Source organism: uncultured Ellagibacter sp., assembly GCF_934617235.1.
Classification (GTDB): Bacteria; Actinomycetota; Coriobacteriia; order Coriobacteriales; family Eggerthellaceae; genus Ellagibacter.
The window spans coordinates 18,093-41,553 of sequence record NZ_CAKTTZ010000021.1 but is presented as its reverse complement, the minus strand read 5'-3'; the positions used below and the strand labels follow the sequence as shown (position 1 = coordinate 41,553).

At 61.2% G+C, this 23,461-nt stretch carries 20 protein-coding genes; all 20 read left to right on the top strand.

What is annotated here, in order from left to right; translation table 11 throughout:
• A partial coding sequence (locus Q0G85_RS05620) for a DUF1949 domain-containing protein (RefSeq protein ID WP_297155546.1) occupies positions 1-256 on the top strand: 256 nt, incomplete at its 5' end.
• A gap of 13 nt (positions 257-269) precedes the next feature.
• Positions 270-1,976, top strand: a complete 1,707-nt coding sequence (locus Q0G85_RS05615; RefSeq protein ID WP_297155544.1) for a polyphosphate--AMP phosphotransferase — start codon at positions 270-272, stop codon at positions 1,974-1,976.
• A gap of 150 nt (positions 1,977-2,126) precedes the next feature.
• On the top strand, positions 2,127-2,927 hold the full coding sequence (locus Q0G85_RS05610; RefSeq protein WP_297155543.1) for an HAD family hydrolase: 801 nt from the start codon (positions 2,127-2,129) through the stop codon (positions 2,925-2,927).
• A gap of 143 nt (positions 2,928-3,070) precedes the next feature.
• Positions 3,071-5,629 carry a ferrous iron transport protein B gene (feoB, locus tag Q0G85_RS05605; protein WP_297155541.1) on the top strand — a complete coding sequence of 853 codons (2,559 nt, stop codon included), beginning with the start codon at positions 3,071-3,073 and terminating at the stop codon, positions 5,627-5,629.
• A 69-nt stretch (positions 5,630-5,698) separates the two neighbouring features.
• Positions 5,699-6,211: a YbhB/YbcL family Raf kinase inhibitor-like protein gene (locus Q0G85_RS05600; RefSeq protein WP_297155539.1), complete on the top strand. Its 513-nt coding sequence runs from the start codon at positions 5,699-5,701 to the stop codon at positions 6,209-6,211.
• A 400-nt stretch (positions 6,212-6,611) separates the two neighbouring features.
• Positions 6,612-8,498 carry an acetyl-CoA carboxylase biotin carboxyl carrier protein gene (gene accB, locus Q0G85_RS05595; RefSeq protein WP_297155537.1) on the top strand — a complete coding sequence of 629 codons (1,887 nt, stop codon included), beginning with the start codon at positions 6,612-6,614 and terminating at the stop codon, positions 8,496-8,498.
• Entirely contained in the window at positions 8,498-9,850 is a 1,353-nt protein-coding gene (gene accC / locus Q0G85_RS05590; protein ID WP_297155535.1) for an acetyl-CoA carboxylase biotin carboxylase subunit, read from the top strand. Before accB ends, accC begins: the two co-directional genes overlap by 1 nt.
• Entirely contained in the window at positions 9,847-10,200 is a 354-nt protein-coding gene (locus Q0G85_RS05585) for an Asp23/Gls24 family envelope stress response protein (RefSeq protein WP_297155533.1), read from the top strand. Before accC ends, Q0G85_RS05585 begins: the two co-directional genes overlap by 4 nt.
• A 7-nt stretch (positions 10,201-10,207) precedes the next feature.
• Positions 10,208-10,903, top strand: a complete 696-nt coding sequence (nusB, locus tag Q0G85_RS05580) for a transcription antitermination factor NusB (RefSeq protein WP_297155530.1) — start codon at positions 10,208-10,210, stop codon at positions 10,901-10,903.
• Positions 10,890-11,204: an exodeoxyribonuclease VII small subunit gene (locus tag Q0G85_RS05575; protein WP_297155529.1), complete on the top strand. Its 315-nt coding sequence runs from the start codon at positions 10,890-10,892 to the stop codon at positions 11,202-11,204. Before nusB ends, Q0G85_RS05575 begins: the two co-directional genes overlap by 14 nt.
• 47 nt (positions 11,205-11,251) lie before the next feature.
• Positions 11,252-13,135 (top strand): 1-deoxy-D-xylulose-5-phosphate synthase, encoded by a 1,884-nt coding sequence (dxs, locus tag Q0G85_RS05570; RefSeq protein WP_297155527.1) that lies wholly within the window; start codon positions 11,252-11,254, stop codon positions 13,133-13,135.
• 227 nt (positions 13,136-13,362) lie between these two features.
• Entirely contained in the window at positions 13,363-13,599 is a 237-nt protein-coding gene (locus Q0G85_RS05565; RefSeq protein WP_297155525.1) for a helix-turn-helix transcriptional regulator, read from the top strand.
• 721 nt (positions 13,600-14,320) lie between these two features.
• Positions 14,321-15,595, top strand: coding sequence for an ammonium transporter (locus tag Q0G85_RS05560; protein WP_297155523.1), 1,275 nt, complete (start codon positions 14,321-14,323; stop codon positions 15,593-15,595).
• A gap of 28 nt (positions 15,596-15,623) precedes the next feature.
• Entirely contained in the window at positions 15,624-15,962 is a 339-nt protein-coding gene (locus Q0G85_RS05555) for a P-II family nitrogen regulator (protein ID WP_297155522.1), read from the top strand.
• 153 nt (positions 15,963-16,115) lie between these two features.
• Positions 16,116-16,550, top strand: coding sequence for a Fur family transcriptional regulator (locus Q0G85_RS05550; protein ID WP_297155520.1), 435 nt, complete (start codon positions 16,116-16,118; stop codon positions 16,548-16,550).
• A gap of 84 nt (positions 16,551-16,634) precedes the next feature.
• The gene (locus Q0G85_RS05545) at positions 16,635-18,182 is read left to right on the top strand and encodes a LuxR family transcriptional regulator (protein WP_297155518.1); all 1,548 of its coding nucleotides are present in this window, start codon (positions 16,635-16,637) and stop codon (positions 18,180-18,182) included.
• 402 nt (positions 18,183-18,584) lie between these two features.
• Positions 18,585-20,885, top strand: coding sequence for a molybdopterin-dependent oxidoreductase (locus Q0G85_RS05540; RefSeq protein ID WP_297155516.1), 2,301 nt, complete (start codon positions 18,585-18,587; stop codon positions 20,883-20,885).
• Positions 20,886-20,897: 12 nt separating this feature from the next.
• A complete protein-coding gene (locus Q0G85_RS05535) occupies positions 20,898-21,230 on the top strand; it encodes an oxidoreductase (RefSeq protein ID WP_276997777.1) in 333 nt (110 codons plus the stop codon).
• Positions 21,231-21,360: 130 nt separating this feature from the next.
• Complete coding sequence (locus Q0G85_RS05530; protein WP_297155514.1) at positions 21,361-21,828, top strand: hypothetical protein; 468 nt, start codon at positions 21,361-21,363, stop codon at positions 21,826-21,828.
• Between the two features lie 66 nt (positions 21,829-21,894).
• The gene (locus tag Q0G85_RS05525; protein ID WP_297155512.1) at positions 21,895-23,202 is read left to right on the top strand and encodes a nitrate/nitrite transporter; all 1,308 of its coding nucleotides are present in this window, start codon (positions 21,895-21,897) and stop codon (positions 23,200-23,202) included.
• Positions 23,203-23,461: the final 259 nt, after the last annotated feature.

The following is a 23,461-nucleotide window of genomic DNA, read 5'->3' as shown; positions in this document are numbered from 1 at the left end:
CCCGTATTCCCTTTACGAGCAGGCTCAACGCCTTGCCAGCCAGCACGGCGCCCAGACTGTCGACGCCGATTTCGCGGCACAGGTCGCCCTCACGTTCCGCATGCTCGACGGCACGCAGGAGCCCTTCGAGACGGACCTCACGGAGCTCGTGCGCGGGCGGTGTCCGATCATCGAGAGCGACCCCTACGATGCGCCTTTCGCGGTGCCCGGGCAAGCCGACTCCTCGGCGCCCGACGCTGCGCCAAACCTTGCGTGAAAAGAGGTTTTCCATGCTCGACCAGGTCAATCTGAATCAACCAGATATCGATAAGGGCACGTACAAGGAAACCCACGACGCGCTCATCGAGCGGCTCGTGACGTTGCAGCAGCAGGCACGCCTTCGGGGCGTAGGGCTTGTGGTGCTCTTCGAGGGATGGAACGGCGCAGGCAAGGGAAGCCGCATCTCGGACCTTATGTTCAACCTGGACGCGCGTGCGACGAGCGTGCATGTGACGGGCGATTACAACGTGGACGAGGCGCGGGAATTCTCGGACGCGGGGCACGGTGTTACGGGGTTCTGGCCTTTCATGCAGCAGTTTTGGCAGGCGCTCGGCCCGCGCGGCGCCATCACGTTCTACGACCGCGGGTGGTATTCCGTGGCCGCCGAGCGTGCGATGTACCGCGCGTTCGGGGGGCTCAACCCGAAGCGTAAGGAAGGCAAGAAGGGCGCTGCCCGCGGCGATCAGCTTGCTGCGCGCAAAGAGGCGGGAGTGTGTCTTGCGTCCATACGCGAGTTCGAGCGCGGCCTTGTCGACGACGGCTACGAGGTGGTGAAATTCTTCATCCACGTGTCCGCCGAAGGACAGAAGGAGCGCCTGGAGCGCTTGGCCGCCGATCCTGCCACGGCATGGCGCGTCGACAAGAAGCGCCTCGAGCGCATCGGGAACTACGAGTACGCCTACAGCATCTACGACCTCATGCTCGAGGGCAGCAATTTCGCGTTCGCGCCTTGGGCGCTTGTGAACGGGGAAGATAAGCGCCGCGCGAACCTTGTGATCGCGCAGACGCTCGTGCGCGCGCTCGAGTCCGCGCTTGCGCGCAAAGAGGCCGCGAGTGTTGCGTGCGTCGGGAGTACCGAGAGCGCTGCGACCTCGCCAAGCGCTGCGACCTCTCCAGACGCCGCGGGCTCGCTGGCCGCCACAAGCTCATCAAGCGCCGTGAAGCAGCCGCCGCGTTTCGTCGCGCCCGCAACCTCGCGTTTCCACCTCATCGAGGACGCGCCGACGCTCGAGGGCATCGACCACTCGCTCGCGCTCTCGCCCGAGGAATACAAAGACGAGCTTAAGAGCCTGCAAAAACGCTTATTCCGCCTGGAGAACAACATGTATCAGGCCCGCATTCCGCTTATGGTGATGTACGAAGGTTGGGACGCGGCGGGCAAGGGCGGCAACATCAAGCGCGTGGCGCAGTCGCTTGACGCGCGCGCCTACACGATCTTCCCGAGCCCCGCCCCCACGGCGCCCGAGCTTGCGCATCCGCATCTGTGGCGCTACTGGACGCGCTTGCCGAAGGCGGGCCATGTGGGCATCTACGACCGCAGCTGGTACGGGCGCGTGCTCGTCGAGCGGGTGGAGGGCTACGCCTCGCCCGAGCGCCTCACCCAGGCATACGACGAGATCAATGCCTTCGAGAAAGACCTGGTCGATTGGGGTGCCATCTTGTTGAAGTTCTGGGTGGAGGTCAGCCCCGAGGAGCAGCTGCGCCGCTTCGAGGAGCGGCAGTCGAACCCGGCCAAGCAATGGAAGATAACCGATGACGATTGGCGCAATCGCGAGAAGTATCCCCAGTATAAAGAGGCAATCGAGGACATGTTCCGCCTGACGTCGACCTCGTTTGCGCCCTGGATCATCCTCGAATCCGACGACAAGCGCTATGCGCGCGTGAAAGCCCTGCGCACGATCGTCGCCGCGCTCGAGGATGCGGGGCTCTCCGACTAGGCCTGCCTTCCGGCCCGGCCCTGCCGCTGCGGGCAATCCGTGACGTTTCCTTAACCGTTTCTTTATACCCGCTCGCTACAATGCGGCGTTGGAAGCGCGAAGCGGGCGTACTGGCAACGCCCAGCGAGAAGAAGCGAGAAGGAGAACTGCATGATCAAGCTTATCGCAAGTGACATGGACGGAACGCTGCTCGACGCGGAGGGCAACGTCCCGCCCGAAACGTTCGAGCTCATCAGCGGGCTTCGCCGCCACGGGGTTCACTTCGTCGCGTCGTCGGGGCGCCGCTTCGATACGCTTTCCGAGCAGTTCGCGCCCGTGATTGAGCTCATGGACTTCGTCGCGTCGAACGGCGCACAGGTCGTCGTCGGCGGAAAGCTGGTCGATCGCGAGGTCTTCTCGCACGCCGCCGTGTGTCGCCTCTATCGCGTGGTCTCTCTGTTCGACGTGCTCCATCTGGCGCTCTTCGACCGCAAGAACAGCTTCCTCCTCGATGACGAGGCCGTGTTCGAGCGCGAGATCGACAAGAACCTCCCGAATCCCGTGCGCGCCTACGAGGTGCCTTCCCCGGAGACCAACATCATCAAAGCGTCGGTGTATGTGAGCGACGGTACGGTGATGGACATGTCCTACGCGCTCACCCGCGAACTCGGCGAGGATTTCGTGTTCGCGCCGTCGGGCCGCAAATGGATCGACGTCATGCAGCGCGGCGTGAACAAAGCGACGGGAATTCGCCAAGTCATGGACGCACACGAGGTCTCCGCCGATGAGGCCGCGGCGTTCGGCGACTCCATGAACGACTACGAGATCCTGCGCATGGTCGGCATGCCCATCGCGATGGAGAACGGGCGCTCGGCGATCAAGCAGATAGCTCGCAAAGTCATCGGCCCCAACACCGAGCAGAGCGTGCAGAAGGAACTGCGCCGCATGCTCGAGGAGCTCTCCGCTCGATAGCTTGCGAGGCGAAGGGATTTTCGCCTGACAGCTCGTAGGGCGATGGATATTTCTCAGCCGTTTGGGAAGATATCCTTGCGCTCGCGCCCGTTACGCGCAACGATAAGCAGTTGAAAGTTAGCGCGGGGGACGAGGTTTTCATAATGCGAGAGAATAACGGTGCGCCGAAGGGTGCGTTGGGCGATAAGGGCGTGCTTGAGGGGGGTGCGGCTGCGGACGGAGGGTTCGCGGGCGGTGAACCCGCAGTGGGCGGTGAACCCGCTAGCAGTGTACCCGCAGGTAGCGGTCCCGCGGGCGGCGCGGCGGAGGCAGACGGCGAGTTCACGCTCGACGCGCTGAAGGCGGGGCAGTGCGCGATCATCAAGGCGGTGCGCGGCCATGGTGAGCTGCGCCGTCACCTGCTTGATATGGGCCTCACGCCCGGGATCGGGGTGCGCGTGCGCAAGGTCGCCCCGATGGGGGATCCCATCCAGATTGAGCTGCGCGGCTACGAGCTGACGCTGCGCCTCGATGACGCCCGCTTCGCCCTGGTCGAGCCCGTGGAGTCTCTTCCCCAGACACCTGTCCCCATTGAACCCTTGCCTCGCGCGTCTGCGCACCCGGGCATCGGCGAGATGAGCGCGACGGGCGATGACTACATCCGCAACCTCGGTGAGCCCCTGCCCAAGGGCGCACCCGTCACCTTCGCGCTCGCCGGCAACCAAAACTGCGGTAAGACCACATTATTCAACCAGCTCACAGGCGCGAATCAACATGTTGGCAACTTCCCTGGCGTCACCGTCGACAAAAAGGAAGGCCAGCTGCGCCGCCATCCCGAGGCGACGGTGGTCGATCTTCCCGGCGTCTACTCGCTCTCGCCGTATTCGAGCGAGGAGGTTGTGACGCGCGACTTCCTCATCAAAGAGAAGCCCACCGCGATCATCAACATCGTCGACGCGACCAACATCGAGCGCAATCTCTACCTTACGTTACAGCTGATGGAGCTCAACATTCCCATGGTGCTCGCGCTCAACATGATGGACGAGCTTTCTGCCAACGGCGGCTCGGTGCGCATCAACGAGCTTGAGGCGGCGCTCGGCATCCCGGTTGTGCCCATCTCCGCGGTGAAGAACCAGGGCATCGACGAGCTTGTCGATCATGCGATGCACGTTGCGATGAATCGCGAGGTCCCCGGGTACATCGACTTTTGCCCCGCGGGCGAGAAATCAGGCGATCCGCTTGGCGAGGTGCATCGCTGTGTTCACGCGTTCATGCACCTCATCGATCCTTACGCGAAAGCCGCTGACCTGCCGGTTCGCTTCGCGGCGACGAAGATGGTCGAAGGCGACCCGCTGATCGAGGGCGCGCTTGCCGTCCCCGAGCGCGAACGCGAGGCGCTCACCGGTTTCATCGAGGCCCTCGAGCGGCAGGGCGGGCTCGACCGCGAGGCGGCGCTTGCGAACATGCGCTTCTCGTTCATCGAGCGTCTCTGCGCGCGGACCATCGTTCGCCCGCATGAAAGCCGCGAGCATGCGCGAAGCGTGGCGGCCGACCGCATCCTGACTGGGCGTTTCACCGCCATTCCCTGCTTCATCCTCATCATGGGATTTGTTTTCCTCATGACGTTCAGTTGGCTCGGCGCCTGGCTTTCGGATTGGCTGCAGATGGGAATCGATTTCGTTATCGGTGCCATCGGCGATGTGCTCGCCGCGGCGGAGGTGAGCCCGATCGTGAGCTCGCTTGTGACCGACGGCATCTGCGGCGGCGTGGGGAGCGTCCTCGGGTTTTTGCCGGTCATCGTCACGTTGTTTTTGTTCCTGTCCATTCTTGAGGACAGCGGATATATGGCGCGCGTGGCTTTCGTGATGGACAAGCCGTTGCGCCGCCTCGGCCTTTCGGGCAGAAGCTTCGTGCCCATGCTTATGGGGTTTGGCTGCTCGGTGCCGGCGATCATGGCCTCGCGCACCCTGTCGAGCGAGCGCGACCGCAAGATGACGATACTGCTTGTCCCCTTCATGAGCTGCAGTGCGAAACTTCCGATATACGGCCTGCTCACAAGTGTGTTTTTCCCGCCTGAGATGCGTGGTCTCGTCGTGCTTGTCCTCTACTTGCTCGGCATGGCGACCGGCGTTCTCTATGCGCTCGTGCTCAAGCGGTTCAGATTCACCGGCGAGCCCGTGCCGTTTGTGATGGAGCTTCCCAACTACCGCCTTCCGAGCGCGAAAAGCGTGCTTCGCCTCGTGTGGGACAAGGCGAAGGGGTTCATTCAGAAGGCGTTTACCGTGGTGTTCCTCGCGACGCTCGTCATTTGGTTCCTGCAGACCTTCGACGCGGGGCTCGGTTTGGCGGCAAGCGCCGACGAGAGTCTGCTTGCCCTGATCGGAGGCGCAATCGCCCCGGTGTTCGCGCCGCTTGGATTTGGCGATTGGCGTGCATCGACGGCGCTGCTTACCGGCTTCATGGCAAAGGAGAGCGTCGTGTCCACGCTGACCGTTCTCGTCGGCGGCAGCGTTGCGGCGCTTCAGAACGTGTTCACCCCGTTCACGGCATTCGTGTTTTTGGTGTTCACGCTGCTCTACACGCCTTGCGTGGCCGCCATTGCGACGGTGAAGAAGGAAACGAACGGGCGAACGGCAGCGAAGCTCGTGGTGTCGCAATGCGTTGTCGCGTGGGTGGTCGCGTTCTGCATTCGCGCCGTGGGACTTGCGTTCGGCCTTGCGTAATGCCGCGTTTCGGGATGCTGCGCGTGGTACACTCACCGTGTCACGCCGTCGAACGAAAGGGGCCCTGCCATGCGTGTGAGCGTTGAACTCGAGGGGAATCTGCTGTCCGATCGATTCGGGAAGTATGCGTCCGATGCTGACAGGATCGAGGGTTTTCCCGTAAGGTCTTTCCCCATCCAGATTGAGGATGTGCCCGAAGGTGCGGCATCGCTTGCGCTTGCGTTTATCGATTTCGACGCGATTCCCGTGGGCGGCTTTTGCTGGATTCACTGGCTGGCCTGCGATTTCGACCCGTCGACTACGCTCATTCCCGAGGATGCCTCGCGCACGGAGGCGCTCGCGTGCACCCAGGGCGCGAACTCCAACTGGTCGCCGATGGCGCACGGCAGCTCGAACCCCGCCGTGTTCAATCGCTACTGCGGCCCCCAGCCGCCCGATAAGACGCACGTCTACACGCTTGCCGTTTATGCGCTCGATTGCAAGCTGGGGCTTTCCGAGGGGTATTACCTCAACGAGTTCCGTCGCGCAATCGAGGGCCATGTGCTTGCCAAGTCGGTCGTCGAGCTTCCGAGCCGCGCGTAGCTGAGCTCGTGTCGGCCCAGCGTTTAGCTTGAACGCGCCACCCAGCACGACCGGGCCGCGGCCAACCTGCGCCCAACGCGCCCAGCGGAGCGCAACCGTGGGTTTGTGGTCAATTGAGCGAGTTGTGCGACGTCTTCGCTGGGCGAAAGCGCGTTTTTGACGTGATTTGGCGCCCAAAACGCACCTCATCGCTTCATTCGGGGCTCCAGAGCTTAAAAAGAGCGCGCACAACTCGCCCAATTGACCACGAACTTGCCTGTCTGCTCCATTTGCCCTGCCGCCTACCCGTTCATGTGTTGCTTGTCCGTGAAATTCGGACGTTCGAAGGCCGCTTGAGCGGCCTTCTTCTATAATTCTGTTTTCGTTCTTTGACTTAAACAACTGAAGGAGGTGTGAGTTCATGCCACGGCTTCAAATTATGGATACCACCATCCGCGACGGCCAACAGAGCTTGTGGGCCACGCGTATGCAGATCGGCGACATGCTGCCGATCCTGCCGAAGATGGACCGCGTGGGGTATTGGGCTATCGAGGCTTGGGGCGGCGCAACGTTCGACACGTGCCTCCGCTTTCTCGACGAGAACCCTTGGGAGCGCCTGCGTTCCATCAAGGCAAATACCCCGAACACCCCGCTTTCGATGCTTTCTCGCGGGCAGAATTTGGTTGGCTACAAGCATTACTCGCGCGAAATCTGCAACCGCTTCATCAAGGCGGCAAACCGTAACGGCATCCATGTGTTCCGCGTGTTCGACGCGCTGAACGACATCCGCAACGTGGTGGACAACGCCGACGCAATCAAGGAGTGCGGGGCGCATTTCGAAGGTGCGATTTCCTACACCGTAAGCCCTGTTCACACGCTCGATAGCTTCCTTGAATACGGCCAGCAGCTCAAGGATTTGGGCGCGGACTCCATCTGCATCAAGGATATGGCGGGCATGCTCACGCCGTATCGCACCGAGCGCATCGTGAAGGCGTTCAACGCGGAAATCGGCCTGCCTTTGCACCTGCACTGCCATTACGTCGGCGGCATGGCCCCGGCAAACTACATCAAGGCCGCTGAAGCCGGCGCTGCCATCGTTGACACCGCAACCGCGCCGCTTGCCTTCGGCAACTCCCAGCCTGCTGTCGAGATGCTCGCCGCAGCGTTTCAGGAAAGCCGCTACGACACCGGCCTTGACCTGGGCCTGCTCTTCGAGATCGCGGAATACTGGGAAGGCGTGCGCAAGCGCTGCCACTACAAGCGCGGCGTCTCCTCGCTCACGCACATGAAGGTGTATTCCCACCAGGTTCCGGGCGGCATGATGTCGAACCTCATGAGCCAGCTGGAAATTCAGAACGCCACGGATCGTCTGGGCGAGGTTATGGCGGAAATCCCGAAGGTTCGCGCCGAGGTCGGCTATCCGCCGCTCGTCACGCCGATGTCCCAAATTGTGGGCACGCAGGCCGTGTTCAACGTGATCACGGGCAAGCGCTGGAGCGTCGTGTCCAAGGAGATGAAGGACTACATCTGCGGCTACTACGGCAAGGCGCCCGGCCGCATGGACAAGGAAATCGTGAAAAAGGTCGTGGGCAACTCCGACGTCCTCGATCCCGACATCGCGCCCGGCTCTCTCGTCACCACGACGTTTGACGAGGTGGCAGAAGAAATCGGCGATCTCGCGCAGAGCGAGGAAGATGTCCTTATGTACGCGCTGTTCCCCAACGAGGCGCGCACGTACCTGAGCAAGCACCGCACATCCGAGAAGGTCGACTTCCTGCTCGAGCAGGAATCGAGCGGCACCAAGGAGGAAGATTACGTGGATATCAATCAGATTCGCGAACTGGTTCGCGTTGCCGAGGAAAGCGGCGTCGGCGAAATCGTAGTCGAAGAGGAAGGCACCCGCATCGCGGTGCGCATGCCCGGTCAGGCCGTGGCCGCCCCTGCGCCGGCCGCCGTCCCCGCCGCCGCGCCCACCGCTGCTGTGGCTCCTACCCCTGCAGCCCCCGCGCCCGAGCCGGCCAACGACCACCCCGCCAACTGGTATGCCGTAAAGGCGCCGATGGTCGGCACCTTCTATGCGGCCCCGGCTCCCGATGAGCCGCCGTTCGTCAAGGTGGGCGATGAGGTTGCCGCCAATCAGACGCTGTGCATCGTCGAGGCGATGAAGCTCATGAACGAGATCGCCGCCGAAGAGATGGGCACCGTCCGCGAGGTGTGCGTCGAGGACGCCACCCCGGTCGAGTTCGGCACCGTGCTCTTCTACATTGAGCCGCATGCGAAGACCCCGCTTGTCTCGGAGCAGTCATAATGTTTAAGAAGATTCTCATCGCCAATCGCGGGGAAGTTGCGCTGCGCGTCATGCGTGCGTGCAAGGAACTCGGGGTGAAGACCGTGGCGGTCTATTCAACCGCTGACGAGGATACCTACCCGGTTCGCTACGCCGACGAAAAGGTGTGCATCGGACCTGCTCAGGCGAATAAAAGCTATCTTGTGATGTCGAATATCATCGAGGCTGCGAAAATCACCGGCGCCGAGGCGATCCATCCCGGCTACGGCTTCTTGGCTGAAAACGCCGATTTCGCCCGTGCCTGCGCTGACAACGACCTCGTGTTCATCGGGCCTTCTGCCGAATGCATTGAGCGCATGGGCGACAAGTCCTCCGCCCGCGAGACCATGAAGGCCTGCGGCGTTCCCACGGTGCCCGGCTCTGACGGCTGCATCGACACCGTCGAGGAGGCGCGCGCCTTCGCCGAGGAAGTCGGCTACCCGGTGCTCATCAAGGCAACGGCGGGCGGCGGCGGCAAGGGAATGCGCGAAGTGCACGACCCGGCCGACCTTGAGTCCCACTACAAAGCCGCTCGTGCCGAGGCGGGCGCGGCGTTCGGCAACGACGGGGTGTATCTCGAGAAGCTCGTGTTGCGTCCTCGTCATGTCGAGGTGCAGGTGCTTGCCGACAACTTCGGCAACAACGTGGCGCTTTGCGAGCGTGACTGCTCGGTGCAGCGTCGCCATCAGAAGCTTATCGAAGAGGCTCCGTCTCCGGCGCTTACCGACGAGCTGCGTCGCGCGATGGGCGTTGCGGCCATCAAGGCAGTGCGTGCGGTCGACTACAAGAATGCCGGCACGATCGAGTTTTTGCTCGACACCACGGGCAAGTTCTACTTCATGGAAATGAACACGCGCGTGCAGGTCGAGCATCCGGTTTCCGAGCAGATCACGGGTACCGACATCATCAAAGAGCAGCTGCGAATCGCGGCTGGCGAGCCTATGAGCTGCGCCGATCGCGCTCCGTTCACTCCCTTTGGCCACGCGATGGAATTCCGCATCAACGCCGAGGACCCCGATCACGGCTTCCGTCCGTGCCCGGGCAAGATCACGCGCTTCGAGCCTCCGATGGGCCCGGGCGTGCGCGTGGAAACCTACGTTCACACAGGCTCCTCGATTTCGCCGTATTATGACTCCATGGTGGCGAAGGTCATCGTGAGCGGCCAAGATCGCGAGGAGTGCCTCGCCCGTGGCCGTCGCGCGCTCGACGAGTTCGTTATCGAGGGCATCGCCACTACGTTGCCGTTCCACCGTCGCGTGCTCGACAACGAGGTGTTCCGTGCGGGTGAAGCCACGACTGACTTCATCGAGACCCAGATGGGAGACTTGTTATGAGTGAGTTGAACGTCGAAGGTATGGCGCTCGCCCCGGGCGTCGTGGAAACAATCGTGTCCATCGCGGTGAGCGAGGTCGAGGGCGTTGCGTGCGTCGGCTCGGCGGGCGCTCAGAGCCGCGGCATTCGTGCCGTGTTCGGCCAGAAGCCGTCGACTCAGGGCATCGAAATCACTGTGAACGAAGACAACAAACTGGCAGTTGCCGTGCGCATCGAGGTCTATTACGGCTTCGTGCTTCCCGAGGTCGCATCCAGCTTGCGCCAGGCTGTGGCCGATGCGGTGGCAAGCCAGGTCGGCGTCGAGGTTGCCTCGGTCGATGTCTACATCGACGGCATCCAGTTCGCCGAATAGGAGATCAATGGCATCACGACGACATGAACGCACCGCGGCGCGTCAAAGCGCGCTTCAGGTGCTTTATACCAGCGAAATCAAGGGTACGCGCCCGAGCGACTTGCTCGATTCGGGTCTTGTGCTCGAAGACGACGGCAAGGCGCTTTCGGATTATGCAATCAGGCTGATCGAGGGCGTCGACGAGAAGATGCTCCCCATCGACGTGCGCCTCAATTCGACTTCCGAGAACTGGAAGCTCAACCGCATGCCCATCGTCGACCGCTGCATCCTGCGTCTGGCGACGTATGAGATGCTCTTCGTTGATGAGGTGCCGGTTTCGGTCGCCATCAACGAGGCGGTCGAATTGGCGAAGGACTTCGGCGGCGAAGACGAGTCGCCCCGCTTCGTGAACGGCGTTTTGGGCCGCATCGCCCGCCAGCTCGAGGAAGACGCGAAAGATCCCGAGGCGGCTCGCCGTCGCGAGGAAGAGGCCCTGGCAGCCTACGCTTTCCCGACCAATGAAGGGGATTCTGCAGCGGAAGGCGAGCAGCCCGCAGCGGAAGGCGAGCAGCCCGCAGCGGAAGGCGCGGCTGAGGGTGCGTCCGCAATAGAAGCCGCTGGCGAGGGTGCGCCCGCGGCCGACGGCGAGCAGGTTCCCGCCGGTCCCGCATCGCCCGAGGAGCCGATCAGCGCTCCCGAGGAGCCGGCGAATGTCGAGCTCTAACATTGAATCATATGATCAGGTTCGCGACCGCCTCGATGAAATCGTCGAGGCGGTAAGCGCGCCCGGCATCTCACTTGACGAGGCGCTCGCGCTCTACGAGGAGGCGGTGAAGCTCGGTCTTTCCGCATGCGACTTGTCCGAGGAAGGCGCCGAGGAGCTTCTCGAGCAGGATGCTGCAAACCTCACAACCGAACAGGGTGAACAGAGCGAGCAGGCTGGTTCGCCCGACAATCAGAGCGCGCCCTCCGAGGGCGAGGCGGCCGTCGTGCGCGATGACGAGGCGACGTCGGCTGCACAGTAGCACCGCTTCTGCGTGAACGCGCGAGGGGAAAGAGGAGTTTTTGCATCATGGCGAATAAGCGCATACTTGACGTGGCCGATTCACCAGCCGACCTGAAGCTTCTCACCGATGATGAGCTCTCGATTCTCGCGCGCGAGATCAGGGAGCAGATCATCACCACCACATCCAAAACGGGTGGGCATGTCGCGTCCTCCCTTGGCGCGGTCGAGATTATCCTCGCAGTTCACAGCCTTCTTAATTGCCCCGAAGACAAGTTCATCTTCGATGTGGGGCATCAATCATACGCGCATAAGCTCGTGACGGGGCGGCGCGATCGCTTCGACACGTTGCGCACGTTCCATGGCATCTCGGGTTTCCCAAAGCCCTCCGAAAGCAGATACGATGTGCACGCATCCGGCCACGCTTCCGATTCGCTTTCGATCGCCGTGGGGCTCGCCAAGGCGCGGGCGCTTTCGGGCGGCACGAACAAGATCGTCGCGCTCATCGGCGACGCGGCGCTCGGCGGAGGTATGGCCTTCGAGGCGTTGAACTACATCGGGCAAGCCCAGCTTCCCATGGTCATCATCCTGAACGACAACGAGATGTCCATCTCGCGCAACGTCGGCGCGCTCATGAAGCACCTCGGCTATTTACGCACGTCATCGTCGTATCGCACGACGCGCGACCGCGTGCAGGAAGCCATGGAGCAATCGGGCGCTCTTGGCAGCGCCCTCATGCATTTCGGGCGCAACGCGAAGGAATCGATGAAGCAGTTCGTCATTCCTCACTCGATGATCTTCGAGCAGCTGGGCATCGTGTGCACGACGCCGGTCGACGGGCACAATATCCACGAGCTGAAGGAAATGCTCTCGACGTGTCTGGCCTCTGACGGTCCGGTGCTCATGCACGTGGTCACCAAGAAGGGCGCCGGGTACGGTCCCGCGATGGCGGAGCCGACGCGTTTCCATGGTACGGGTCCTTACGATATCGCCACGGGCAAGGCCCTAAAGAAGCCCGCGAAGGCGCCGAGCTATACCTCGGTGTTCGGGAAGGCTCTTTTGGACGAGGCGCGCGCCGACGAGCGCATCGTCGCGATCACTGCCGCGATGGAAAGCGGCACGGGCCTCACCGACTTCGAGAAGGAGTTCCCCGATCGCTTCATCGACGTAGGCATTTGCGAGGAGAACGCGGCCGGTATGGCGGCGGGGCTTGCCATCGGCGGGAGCAAGCCGGTGTTTGCGGTGTACTCCACGTTCCTGCAGCGCGCCATCGACCAGCTCATCGTCAATAACGCCCTCATGAACCTCGACGTCGTGTTCGCCATCGACCGCGCGGGCTTGGTGGGCGCTGACGGGCCGACGCATCACGGCATGTTTGACCTGGTCTATACCCGCATGGTTCCCAATATGCGTGTGCTTGCGCCCTCCAACGAGGCTGAGCTTGTGAACTCCCTGCATACGGCGCTCGCGCTCGGCGGGCCGTTCGCGGTGCGCTATCCGCGCGGCGAGGCGTGCGGCGTGCCTGTTCCCGACGAGCCGCAAACCTATGAGCCCGGCGTGTCTCGCCTGGTGAGGGAAGGGTCCGATGTCGCGATCCTCGCGTTCGGGAACATGGTGGCACCTGCGAGTGAGGCTGCGGCTGCGCTCGAGGACGCGGGCCTGTCTGTTCGCGTCGTCGACATGCGTTGGGTGAAGCCGCTCGATGTCGAGGCGATTCGCAAGGCGGCTGAAACCCGCCTCGTGGTGACGGTCGAAGACGGTGTTGTTGCAGGCGGTGTCGGGGAAGAGGTGCTCGCCGAGCTCGCGCGCCAGAACGAGAAGGTGCCTGTGCTCACGCTGGGCATTCCCGACCGCTATATCATGCAAGGCGCCCCTGACTTCCTCATGCACGAGCTTGGTCTCGACGCTGAAGGAATCGCCGCAGCCGTTGAGGAGAAGCTCGAAGCGCTCTAACAAGCTCAACAGGCGATACTTGTGCAGAAAGCGATGATCTTCCGTCATTCTGGCGCGTACCAAGGCGAGCTCGTAGCGAAGGCGTGGGCTTTTGTCGAGCCTTCGGGTCCATCCTTCAGCATTTGGGATTCAAAAAACCTATTATTCGTGATATTAAGATACTATTAAGTATTCTGTATAGTTATGCAAGAAGAGCGAATATAAAGTATTTTGAACGGCGGCATATCATGTGGACCAACGCTTACTCATGCGAGGACATTGGTGAGTTCCTGCGCGAGGCGCGCAGAGAGCGCGGCATCACGCAGGTCGAGATGGCGAAAAAGCTCGGCTTCTCGTCGGTGACGCTTTCGGCGCTTGAGACGGGAAAGAACGTGTCGGCGATCAAGGTCGACCGTTACCTGCAGCAGCTGGGCTTTCGCATGGTCGTCGTTCCCAAAGGCGCGGACGTGGAAGTGACCGAATGAAAAGGGATTCTCGGTTCTGAAATGGCGTCGTATTCGGCGGGGAATGATCCGGAATCTAAAGAAGCCCCATGCTACTCGCAAAGCCCGCCTCCATCGGCAAACGGTGGTCTGAAATCTGCTTGAAGCAATACCTCAGTCGTCAATACTTGATTTGTCGCGCGAAGCGATATTTGAGGGGAATGCAGCGATAAGCGATTGCATGACCCCGAGTTGGTGGTCAAATGAGCGAGTTATGCGACGTTTTTTCGTCCGTTTTGCCCCCTCATGATGGGTCGGAGCTCCCCTGTATAATAAAGCCCCAGGTCAGCGAAGAGCAAGTTGAATTATCCTGAAAAATAATAGCGCATAACTCGCTCAGTTGACCATGGACTAGAGGGGTGCCCCCCAAGGGCGGAAATTAGGCGGGAAGGCGGGCTATGCCGGCGAGCTCCTCATTGAGTTCTTTGTGCGCTATTGATGGCTGTCCATCGTTAGAGGTTGGCAAGGCGACAGTCGTTTTGAGCCCATCGGCAAACGGTGCCCTGAAATCTGCTTGAAACAATAACCCTAGGTCAGCTGACCTGGGGTTATTTCTTCTCTGTTTCGCTCACGCTTCCCGTTTGTTACGGTGCGTTTGAATGAACGTTAACACTCGGGCTCGCGCCGTCTGAGACCGTCTTGAGGTGCGATTATCTTTTCTGTCATACAGATGCACGTTAGTGATATCAGAGGAGGTAATGCAATGTTTGACACAGGATCAACGGCATTCATGATCGTTTGCGCCATGCTCGTCCTGCTCATGACGCCCGGCCTCGCGTTCTTCTACGGCGGCCTTTCGCGTCGCAAGAACGTGGTCAACACGATGGTCATGGTGTTCGGGGTTATCGGCATCGTTGCAATCACGTGGACGATTTGCGGATGGTCGTTTGCCTACGGCGGAGACGGTTCGATCCCCTTTTTCGGGGGCTTTGATCAGCTGGGCTTCTTAAGCGGCACGAGCGATATGCTTGCTGAAGCCGAAGCAGTTCCCGAAGACGCGGTTTACCCGTCCATCATCGACTTCGTCTTCCAGATGGCGTTCTGCATGATTACCACGGCCATCATCACCGGTTCCCTTGCAGGTCGCATGAAGTTCGGCGCGGTGTGCGCGTTCGTAGCAATCTGGACCATCGTGGTGTACCCGCCGCTGGCCCACATGGTTTGGGGCGGCGACGGCAGCCTCATCGGCGACACCATCGGCGCGCTCGACTTCGCAGGTGGCGACGTTGTCCACATCTCATCCGGCTTGACTGGCCTTATCCTCTGCCTGCTTCTCGGCAAGCGCAAGGGCTTCGGCATGATGAGCTACCGCCCGCACAACGTCCCCTTCGTTGCCCTGGGTGCTGCGCTTCTGTGGTTCGGTTGGTTCGGCTTCAACGCAGGCTCTCAGTTCGCTGCTGACGGCGTTGCGGGTCTGGCCCTCATCAACACGGTCGTCGCTTCCGGCGCGGCGCTCGTTTCCTGGATGGTCGTCGAGCGCGTGAAGGTCGGCAAGCCCACCCTCGTCGGCGCTGCTACCGGTCTTGTCGCAGGTCTCGTCGTCATCACCCCTGCAGCTGGCTTCGTGGAGCCTTGGGCTGCAATCATCATGGGTCTCATCGTGTCCCCGATCTGCTACTTCGCGATTTCCTTCTGCAAGGCGAAGATCGGCTACGACGACGCACTTGACGCGTTCGGTTGCCACTGCGTCGGCGGCATCGTTGGCGGCATCTGCACGGGCATCTTCTGCGTGCCCGAGCTTTCCTGGACCGACTTCGGCGGCCTCATCTACACCGGCGACGTCTCGCTTCTCGGCAGCCAGATTTTGGGCATCCTGATTACCATCGTGTTCGTCGGCGTGCTCGACGTGGTCATCGGCCTCATCGTGAAGGCGTGCTTCAAGGGCAGCCTGCGCGTCAGCGAGGAAGAAGAGGCGCAAGGCCTCGACGTTGCGGCACACGGCGAGTCCGCGTACCCTGCCTATATCGGTCTTGACTAGGCGAGTTTTAAGGAAGGAGTTGAAACCTATGAAGAGGATCACTGCAATCGTCCGCCCCGAGAAGCTCGAACCGCTCAAGGAGGCTCTCTTTGCAGCAAAGGTTGGCGGCATGACGATTTCCCAGGTCAACGGCTGCGGCAGTCAGCATGGCTGGAAGGAATACTACCGCGGCACCGAGGTTCTGCTGAACATGGTACCCAAGGTGAAGTTCGAGCTCGTGGTCGGAGATGAGGAAGTCGACGGGCTGGTGAAGGTCATCACCGAGACGGCGCGCACGGGCAACGTGGGCGACGGCAAGATCTTCGTCGCTCCGATTGACGAGGTCATTCGCATCCGCACCGACGAGCGTGGCGAGTCGGCGGTATAGGACTGAAAGGCACCCGCGCGACAGCTTGAGTTCTCAAATTCGGAAGGCTCCGATGGATTTTCCGTCGGAGCCTTTATCATGCTTGCGTAAAGGCTCTGCTAATGATATATACTCCTATTAAGATTACGATTAGCAAGCTTGAAAAGAGGCGAAATGGCGAACATATCGAAGGCTACGGCGAAGGCGGGCACTGCAAGCAGTGTGGCGACGAGGAACACGCGTCAGCGGGCACTTGTTCTCGAGGCAGTTCGCTCGCTTCATAACCATCCCACGTCCGCGGACGTGTACGAGGCTGTGCGCGAGAAGCACCCGAGCATCTCGCGGGCGACGGTGTATCGCAACCTCAGTGTGCTAACCGAGCAGGGCGAGGTGCTCCATATCCCCGTGGCGGGCGGTGCCGACCGCTACGACTTCCGTTGTGATTGCCACTATCATGCGATTTGCCGTGAATGCGGCGTCGTCTACGATGTCGAGATGCCCAGCGAGGGCTTGCTCTCGAGCGTGCGCGACACCCATGGGTTCCAGATCGAGGGCTTCGACATCATCTTCACCGGCCTATGCCCCGATTGCGCAAACCCCAAGGAATAGCTAGCGAAACGATGTCCCAAGCCGCATAATGGACAACGCGCGAAAAGGGGTTCGCGCGTTCAGAGTGGAAAACAGGGGACGTACGTGGAGAATAAAGCAGTGGGAATCAGCTGGGCCTTGTCATGCATCGGCAACAGGCTTCCGCAACTTCGATACTTAAGCTATAGCTTTTACGGAGCCTGGATCCTGCTTTCAGTGACGGGGGTCGACCTGGTTTCCCTTTCGGGCGCGGATGACGCCGTATCGCGCTTCTTGCGCAACTACATGCTCTCCGGCATCCCGCTGACCGCCTGCCTGTTTTTGGCGGGTGCATTCGACTCGTTCTTCAACAAGCGCATCGCGCACGGTCCGCTGACGGTCGTCATGGCCATCATTGCCTCCGTGTCCACGTTCGTCGTTGCGACGGGCCATGGCACCGGCAGTCTTGCTTACGATATCGCCATGGTGGGAACGGGTCTCGGCACGGCGTTTGTGTGCTTGCGCGTCGGTCTGGTGACAAGCCGTTTGAGCGGCACGGAGGCGTGCATCACCATCAGCAGCGTGGCGCTTCTTTCCTTCCTCATTTACTTCGCGGTGAAAGGGGCGCCGGGGGACATATCGGTTGTCCTCGTGTCGCTTCTGCCGTTTGCCTCGGTATTCTGCTCGTTTTGCGTGCCCGATGAGGTGAGCAAGAGCGACCCGCTCGAAGAGGCGATCAGCATCGACAAGCTGCCGCGCGGGTTTTTCGTGCGCCTTATCCTTGCCGTGTGCGCGTTTGCGCTGGCTGCAGGCGTGTCAAAGGGCATCGGCATGATTGTCGTCTCTGGCGCCTCGACGCCTGTCGAGTGCATCATCTCGATCGTGTGCATCGCGGGCTTCATCTTGGGGCTGTGCCTACTGCTTCGTACGCGCAATTTCAACGTGAGCTCGCTCTATCTGCCAATCGGGCTTCTCATGGCGTTCGCGATGCTCGTTACGCCAATCCTCGGTTCTCCCGACATCGTGCAGAGCGCGATTGCAGGCGTGTTGTACAACATCTTCGTGATCGTGGTGTGGTGCTTGCTCATCGACCTTGCGGGGAGAACGACGCTCACCCCCGTGCGGGTGTTCGGCTTCGGGCGCGGCGCGTCGGCGCTTGGAACGACGGTCGGCGTTGTGGTAGTGATGCTGAACCAGGGGCTTTTCTCGGGTGACTCTGTTTACTACGTGGCCTATCTTGCCGTCATGAGCGTGCTTCTTGTGCTCGTGTTCACCCTGGCGCTTTCCACGGGCACTATCGAGCGGGCGCTTGACGTGATGCTCGCGAAGCAGGAACAGCAGGCGGTCGAGCGCTTAAGCCAGCGCTCCGCTGAGGGGCAGGCTGCGAGTGTGCCTGCGGTGGGCGAGGAGCGTACCGGCGCTCCCGAAGAAGCCCCCGGGGCGCTCTTCGATCGGGCATGTACGACGCTCGCCTCGGAGGCGAAGCTGACGGCTCGCGAGACGGAGGTGCTCGCGCTGCTTGCCCGCGGTCGGACGATCGGGTATGTCGCCGACGAACTGGTTATCGCGCAGAACACCGCGAAAGGCTACGTGAAGAACGTGTACGCGAAGCTCGGCATCCATTCGCGCCAGGAGCTCATCGATGCGGTCGAGGAGCTTTATCTGCGGATGTAGCCGCGGCGGGCTTGATGACCTTCTGCGCAAGGGAGGTGCTGCCGCATGCGGGGCACGCTCCCGCCCCCACGGGCACTCCCGTTCCGCAGCTTTTGCACACCACGACAACCTTGATCGAGAACATTCCGCACTTGTTGCAGTGCGTGCAGGTGTAGCACGACATAGTTTTCCCTCCTTTTTCCTTATGCAGCATACCTCACTTCCTTTCCCCAGGTGAGACCCATAGGGGGGAGTGAGACCCCCTATTGTGGGGGGTTTGTACCCCGCCGAGTGGGGAATGCCCGAAACGCCCCGCGACGGGTCTTTCTCCCCCCGATTCCCGAAGCGTAGAGTTCGGGTCGCTCGAAACGACGCGAGGGTCTGGCGAGGCCTTCGTGAAACCGACGAAGGAGGGGGAGTGTAATGGGAGAAACTTGCGCTTCGTGCAAGCCATTCATCACCGAAGAAGACGGGGTATTGAAAGTCCGCACCTGTGCGTGGTCGCCTCCGGGAGACCATCCGGTTGGATGCGGCATGTTCATTCATGTGAAGGATGGCAAGATCGTGAAGGTGGAGGGCGACCCGAGCCATCCGATCACGCAGGGCCGTCTGTGCCCGAGATGCATCGCGCTCGATGAGGTCGTCTATCACAAAGACCGTCTGCTAAGCCCCATGAAGCGCGCCCGCGAAGATCGCGGCAAGGACACGTGGGAGAAAATCTCTTGGGATGAGGCCTACGATTTGCTCGAGGAGAAGATTCGCGGCTTCCAGGAGAACTACGGCGCCGAGTGCATCTTCACGCTGACGGGCACGGGTCGCGAGTCGACGCTTTACGCCCCGGTGTATGGTCCTGCCATCATGAACACGCCAAACGGTGCATCGACCTACCCGTTCTCGGGCGAGGCATGCTACGGCCCGCGCGCTACCATCGTGAACTACCTGCTGGGTGCAGGCGTGCCCGAAATCGACTCCGCGCAGTTTTTCCCCGACCGCTATGACGATCCGCGCTGGGTTTGCCCGAAGTACATCATGGTGTGGGGCAAAGATCCGCTCTACTCGAGCCCCGATGGGTTCTTCGGCCACAGCATCATCGACATCATGAAGCGCGGCGCGAAAATCATCACCGTCGACCCGCGCCTGACCTGGCTCGGTGCGCACTCGGAATACCATCTGCAGCTGCGCCCTGGCACCGACGCCGCAGTCGGCATGGGCTTTTTGAACGTCATCATCTCCGAGGACCTCTACGATCACGATTTCGTCGAGAAGTGGTGCTACGGCTTCGAGGAGCTCGCCGAGGCGGTAAAGCCTTGGACGCCTGAGAAGGTCGAGGAGGTTTCCTGGGTCGATCCCGAGCAACTCGTGGGGGCCGCGCGTGCCTTCGCGACGAACGCACCTTCCACTGCGACCTGGGGCGTTGCGCTTGACCAATCCAAGCAGTCCACGCAGGCGGCCCAGTGCTTCATGGCTATCTGCGCCATTTGCGGCTACATCGATGTGCCCGGCGGCATCACCATCACGAAGCCCACGAGTTTCATCGGCCAGTGGCGCTACGACATGTCCGACACGCTCACCGAGGGCATGGCGGAGAAGCATATCGTCGACCCCACGGGCAAGTACCGCATGTTCAACACGGGCGCTGCCATGGGCGGCGTTCAGGGCGACACGCTTTTGAACTGGCTCGAAGGCATGTACAAGGATTATCCCGAGTATTACCCGCTGCGCATGTGCTGGCTTATCGGCTCGAACCCGCTCGCCTGCATGGCCGACCAGCCGCAGCGTTGGTATGCGGCGATGAAGGATCTCGATTTCATCGTGGCGCAGGATATCTTCATGACTCCGACCATCATGGGCCTGTGCGATTTGGTCCTGCCGCTTTCGACCTTCGCCGAGCACGACGGCCTGGTCACGCCGAACTACGGGCGCAACCAGCACTTCGTGGGCGCTATGAACACCGCGGTGGAGAACCCCAACACGAAAAGCGACCTCGAGATCTTGGTCGACATGGGCAAGCGCATGCGCCCCGAAATCTGGGGGGACTTCACCACGATCGACGACTTCTTCGACACCAAGCTGAAGGAGAACTACGGCTACGGCATCGAGGAGCTGCGCGAGAGGTCCGTCATCCAGGCCGATTACAAGTATCGCAAGTACGAGACGGGCGATTTGCGCGACGACGGGCAGCCCGGCTTTCAGACGGTCACCGGCCGCGTGGAGCTGTACTCCTACGTGCTCGAGGCCTATGACGAGAAGCCGGTCCCCTACTTCGAGGAACCTGACTACAGTCCTGTGTCCCAACCGTCTGAGGTCGTGGAGAAGTACCCGCTCGTCTACACCACGGGCGGCCGCCACATCAGCGCTTTCCACTCCGAGCACCGACAGGTTCCCTCGCTGCGTGCGCTGCACCCCGATCCGCTCGTGACTATCAACCCGGCCACGGCCGAGAAGTACGGCATCCGCGAGGGCGATTGGGTGCGCGTCGACACCATGTTCGGCAAGTGCACGCAGAAGGCGCACCTCACCTACGAGGTCAACGAGAAGACCGTGCACGTGGAACATGCCTGGTGGTTCCCCGAGCAAGACGGCGAGGCGCCCAACCTCTTCGGTGTGTTCGACGCGAACGCCAACAACCTCATCCCACATGAGAGCGTCGGCGTCACCGGATACGGCGCGCCGTACAAGAACGGCATTTGCTCCATCACTCGCGTCGACAGCATGAAGGATTAGGGGGTGTGCAACATGCAACATGCGATGATCATCGATTACAAGTACTGCACCGGATGCGAGTCCTGCGTTGTTTCCTGCGCGAAGGAGAAAGGCCTTGGCGCCGAAGAGTGGGGCATGAAGGTCGAGCAGATCGGCCCGAACAAGATCGGCGGCAAGTGGGAATGGGACTATGTTCCCGTGCCTTCCCGGGCGTGCGATCTGTGCGCCGAGCGCCGCGAGGCCGGCAAAGTGCCGCTGTGCGAGTTGCACTGCCTGGCGAAGTGCATCGAGATCGTTCCCGTTGAGGATGTCTCGAAGCGCTTGGCCGACCTTGGCGAGCACAAGGTGTGCTGCTTCATGCCGTAGGGCATCCCATAGCGATTATCCATCCCTCACCTGCGCGGTCCGTTTCCCTCGCTTAGACGGGCCGCGCACTCCCCAAACAGCAAAACCCAGCATTTCCATATGACGCGCCCTGAGGTGCGAAGGAGGTTCTATGCCTCAAAAAAGACAAGGGTTCACCACTATGGTCGACCTTGCCGAGTTCGAGAAAACCACTTGGACGTTTCTCACGAATATCAAGATGACCTGGCAATACGACGGAATGGCGTACCTGTTTCGTAAAGCGGGAATCCCGCTTTACGGCATCGACCGCGGAACGACGAAGATGAACCACCCCATTGCAGCGATGGCAATCCCCATGAGCAAGGACAAGAACTATGGGGTTGACATATACGTGCCCGCCGACCGCAAGAAGAAGGCGGCTTCCCTCATTGAGGACGAGGAGAAGCTCGCCCGCGCCGCCGAGCTCGAAGCCGAGGTCGGAGGCGAGGCGCACGCGAGGTTCAACGAAGAGGCGACGGAGAAGAAGGCGTCGTACCTCGAGATGAAAAAGGAAAGGAGGAGGGCGAAAAGGGGACTTTTATTCACGAAACTGCGCTCGCTCGGCGGTAGCGCGTCATAAGGGGACGCTTTCGCCGGTCGATCGCATTGATTCGATTCGACTGTTGTTTTAGAAAGGAAGACGGTAATGCTTCAAACCATTGAAGATACTGCCCCGTCGAAAAAGGGGAACGGCCTCCATTACGCATTCGTCATTTGCCTTGGTGGCTTCTTAACGCAGGCCATCGTCTTGAGCTGCCAGCGACTTCCCGCGGTCGCGCTCGAGCCGATTCGTCAGACGCTCGGTGTGAGCTACGCCGATGTCGGCCTCATCACCTCGGTGTTCATGATCTTCTACGCGGGCTTGTCCATCGTGTGGGGTATGCTCGGCGACAAGATCGGCACCCGCTGGGCGATGACCATTGCCTGTGGACTTGCCTCCGTCGGCGCGCTGCTGTTCGGCTTCTTCGCCCAGTACGGGCTGCCGGTTGCGATCGGCACCTGGGCTATCGCGGGCGTCGGCACGGCTGGCCTGCTCATGGCCATCCTGCCGAAAATCGTCTCTCGCTGGTTCGCCCCGCATCGCCGTGGCTTCGGCATGAGCCTCATCACGCCGGGCGCGAACTTCTCGGCGATTATCTTAGGCATCATCGCGCCGCTCATCATCGGTGCGATGGGCTGGCAGTGGACCTACGTCATCTTCGGCATCGTGTTCGCTGTGATCACGGTCTTCGTGGCGATGTTCTTCCGCGAAGGACCCGAGGAGAAGGGTCTTGCACCTTATGGTGCTCCTGCAGGCACCCAGGCCGCTCCCGCGCCGAAGCTCGAGGACCAGAAGACGGGCAAGGTCGGCGCAGGTGAGGCGCTCAAGCGCGTGCTCAAGATGCCGATTTCCTGGCACTTCGGTATCTTCTACATCGTCTATCAGGTCGGTTACATGGCGGCGACCCAGTACTACGTGGCGTCCATCCAGTCTGCCGGCTTCGATTTGGCCTCTGCGTCGCTCGCTATCACCTGGGGCGGCATCCTGACCATCATCTGCGAGCTTATCCTGGGCACGCTCTCCGACCATGTCGAGCGCAAGAACGTCATCGCTGCGGTGGTCGCGCTCTCCGGCATCTTCGGTCTGGCCTACTTCTTCTACCTGACGAACACGCCTTCGCCCTCGCTTATGATCTGCTGGATCTTCGTCGCGATCATCTCTGCGACGACGAGCGTCATCACGGTCATCATGACCACGGCAGGCGAGTACTACACCGACGACATCCGCGCCACAGGCACGGGTTTCATCGGCACGGTCAACGTCGTCGGCCGCTACCTCGGCCCCTGGCTTGCCGGCATGCTCATCGACGCGACGGGCGTTGTGGGCAATTCCTTCGGCATCGTCGGCGTGACGATGCTCATCGCGGCGGTCATCGCGTTTACCTTCCCGCGCCTTCGCAAGAAGGAGGCGTAAAGGAAACGGTATTGCGTTTCAAGCTTCTGTGCTGCCCGCCGTAGCGCTTGGGGTTTGAGGCGGCCGATTCCGACGCCAAGGCTTTAAGGGCCGGCAACTGCATCGAATGTGCGGTTGTCGGCTCTTTTTGTGCATTCGCGAACCTTGGAATTTCGTCTCGCTGAGGCGCGTCGGCGCGTGGTATACTAGCCAAGCTTATGGGAAAACCCATAGGCAGTAAGTAATGTTGGCCCCCGAGACATGTTTTTTGCGCGGCCGA

What these genes read in the sequence shown, in the direction of transcription:
- Q0G85_RS05615 (WP_297155544.1), top strand. Translation starts at nt 270, where the DNA reads ATGCTCGACCAGGTCAATCTGAATCAACCAGATATCGATAAGGGCACG.
- Q0G85_RS05610 (WP_297155543.1), top strand. Translation starts at nt 2,127, where the DNA reads ATGATCAAGCTTATCGCAAGTGACATGGACGGAACGCTGCTCGACGCG.
- feoB (WP_297155541.1), top strand. Translation starts at nt 3,071, where the DNA reads ATGCGAGAGAATAACGGTGCGCCGAAGGGTGCGTTGGGCGATAAGGGC.
- Q0G85_RS05600 (WP_297155539.1), top strand. Translation starts at nt 5,699, where the DNA reads ATGCGTGTGAGCGTTGAACTCGAGGGGAATCTGCTGTCCGATCGATTC.
- accB (WP_297155537.1), top strand. Translation starts at nt 6,612, where the DNA reads ATGCCACGGCTTCAAATTATGGATACCACCATCCGCGACGGCCAACAG.
- accC (WP_297155535.1), top strand. Translation starts at nt 8,498, where the DNA reads ATGTTTAAGAAGATTCTCATCGCCAATCGCGGGGAAGTTGCGCTGCGC.
- Q0G85_RS05585 (WP_297155533.1), top strand. Translation starts at nt 9,847, where the DNA reads ATGAGTGAGTTGAACGTCGAAGGTATGGCGCTCGCCCCGGGCGTCGTG.
- nusB (WP_297155530.1), top strand. Translation starts at nt 10,208, where the DNA reads ATGGCATCACGACGACATGAACGCACCGCGGCGCGTCAAAGCGCGCTT.
- Q0G85_RS05575 (WP_297155529.1), top strand. Translation starts at nt 10,890, where the DNA reads ATGTCGAGCTCTAACATTGAATCATATGATCAGGTTCGCGACCGCCTC.
- dxs (WP_297155527.1), top strand. Translation starts at nt 11,252, where the DNA reads ATGGCGAATAAGCGCATACTTGACGTGGCCGATTCACCAGCCGACCTG.
- Q0G85_RS05565 (WP_297155525.1), top strand. Translation starts at nt 13,363, where the DNA reads ATGTGGACCAACGCTTACTCATGCGAGGACATTGGTGAGTTCCTGCGC.
- Q0G85_RS05560 (WP_297155523.1), top strand. Translation starts at nt 14,321, where the DNA reads ATGTTTGACACAGGATCAACGGCATTCATGATCGTTTGCGCCATGCTC.
- Q0G85_RS05555 (WP_297155522.1), top strand. Translation starts at nt 15,624, where the DNA reads ATGAAGAGGATCACTGCAATCGTCCGCCCCGAGAAGCTCGAACCGCTC.
- Q0G85_RS05550 (WP_297155520.1), top strand. Translation starts at nt 16,116, where the DNA reads ATGGCGAACATATCGAAGGCTACGGCGAAGGCGGGCACTGCAAGCAGT.
- Q0G85_RS05540 (WP_297155516.1), top strand. Translation starts at nt 18,585, where the DNA reads ATGGGAGAAACTTGCGCTTCGTGCAAGCCATTCATCACCGAAGAAGAC.
- Q0G85_RS05535 (WP_276997777.1), top strand. Translation starts at nt 20,898, where the DNA reads ATGCAACATGCGATGATCATCGATTACAAGTACTGCACCGGATGCGAG.
- Q0G85_RS05530 (WP_297155514.1), top strand. Translation starts at nt 21,361, where the DNA reads ATGCCTCAAAAAAGACAAGGGTTCACCACTATGGTCGACCTTGCCGAG.
- Q0G85_RS05525 (WP_297155512.1), top strand. Translation starts at nt 21,895, where the DNA reads ATGCTTCAAACCATTGAAGATACTGCCCCGTCGAAAAAGGGGAACGGC.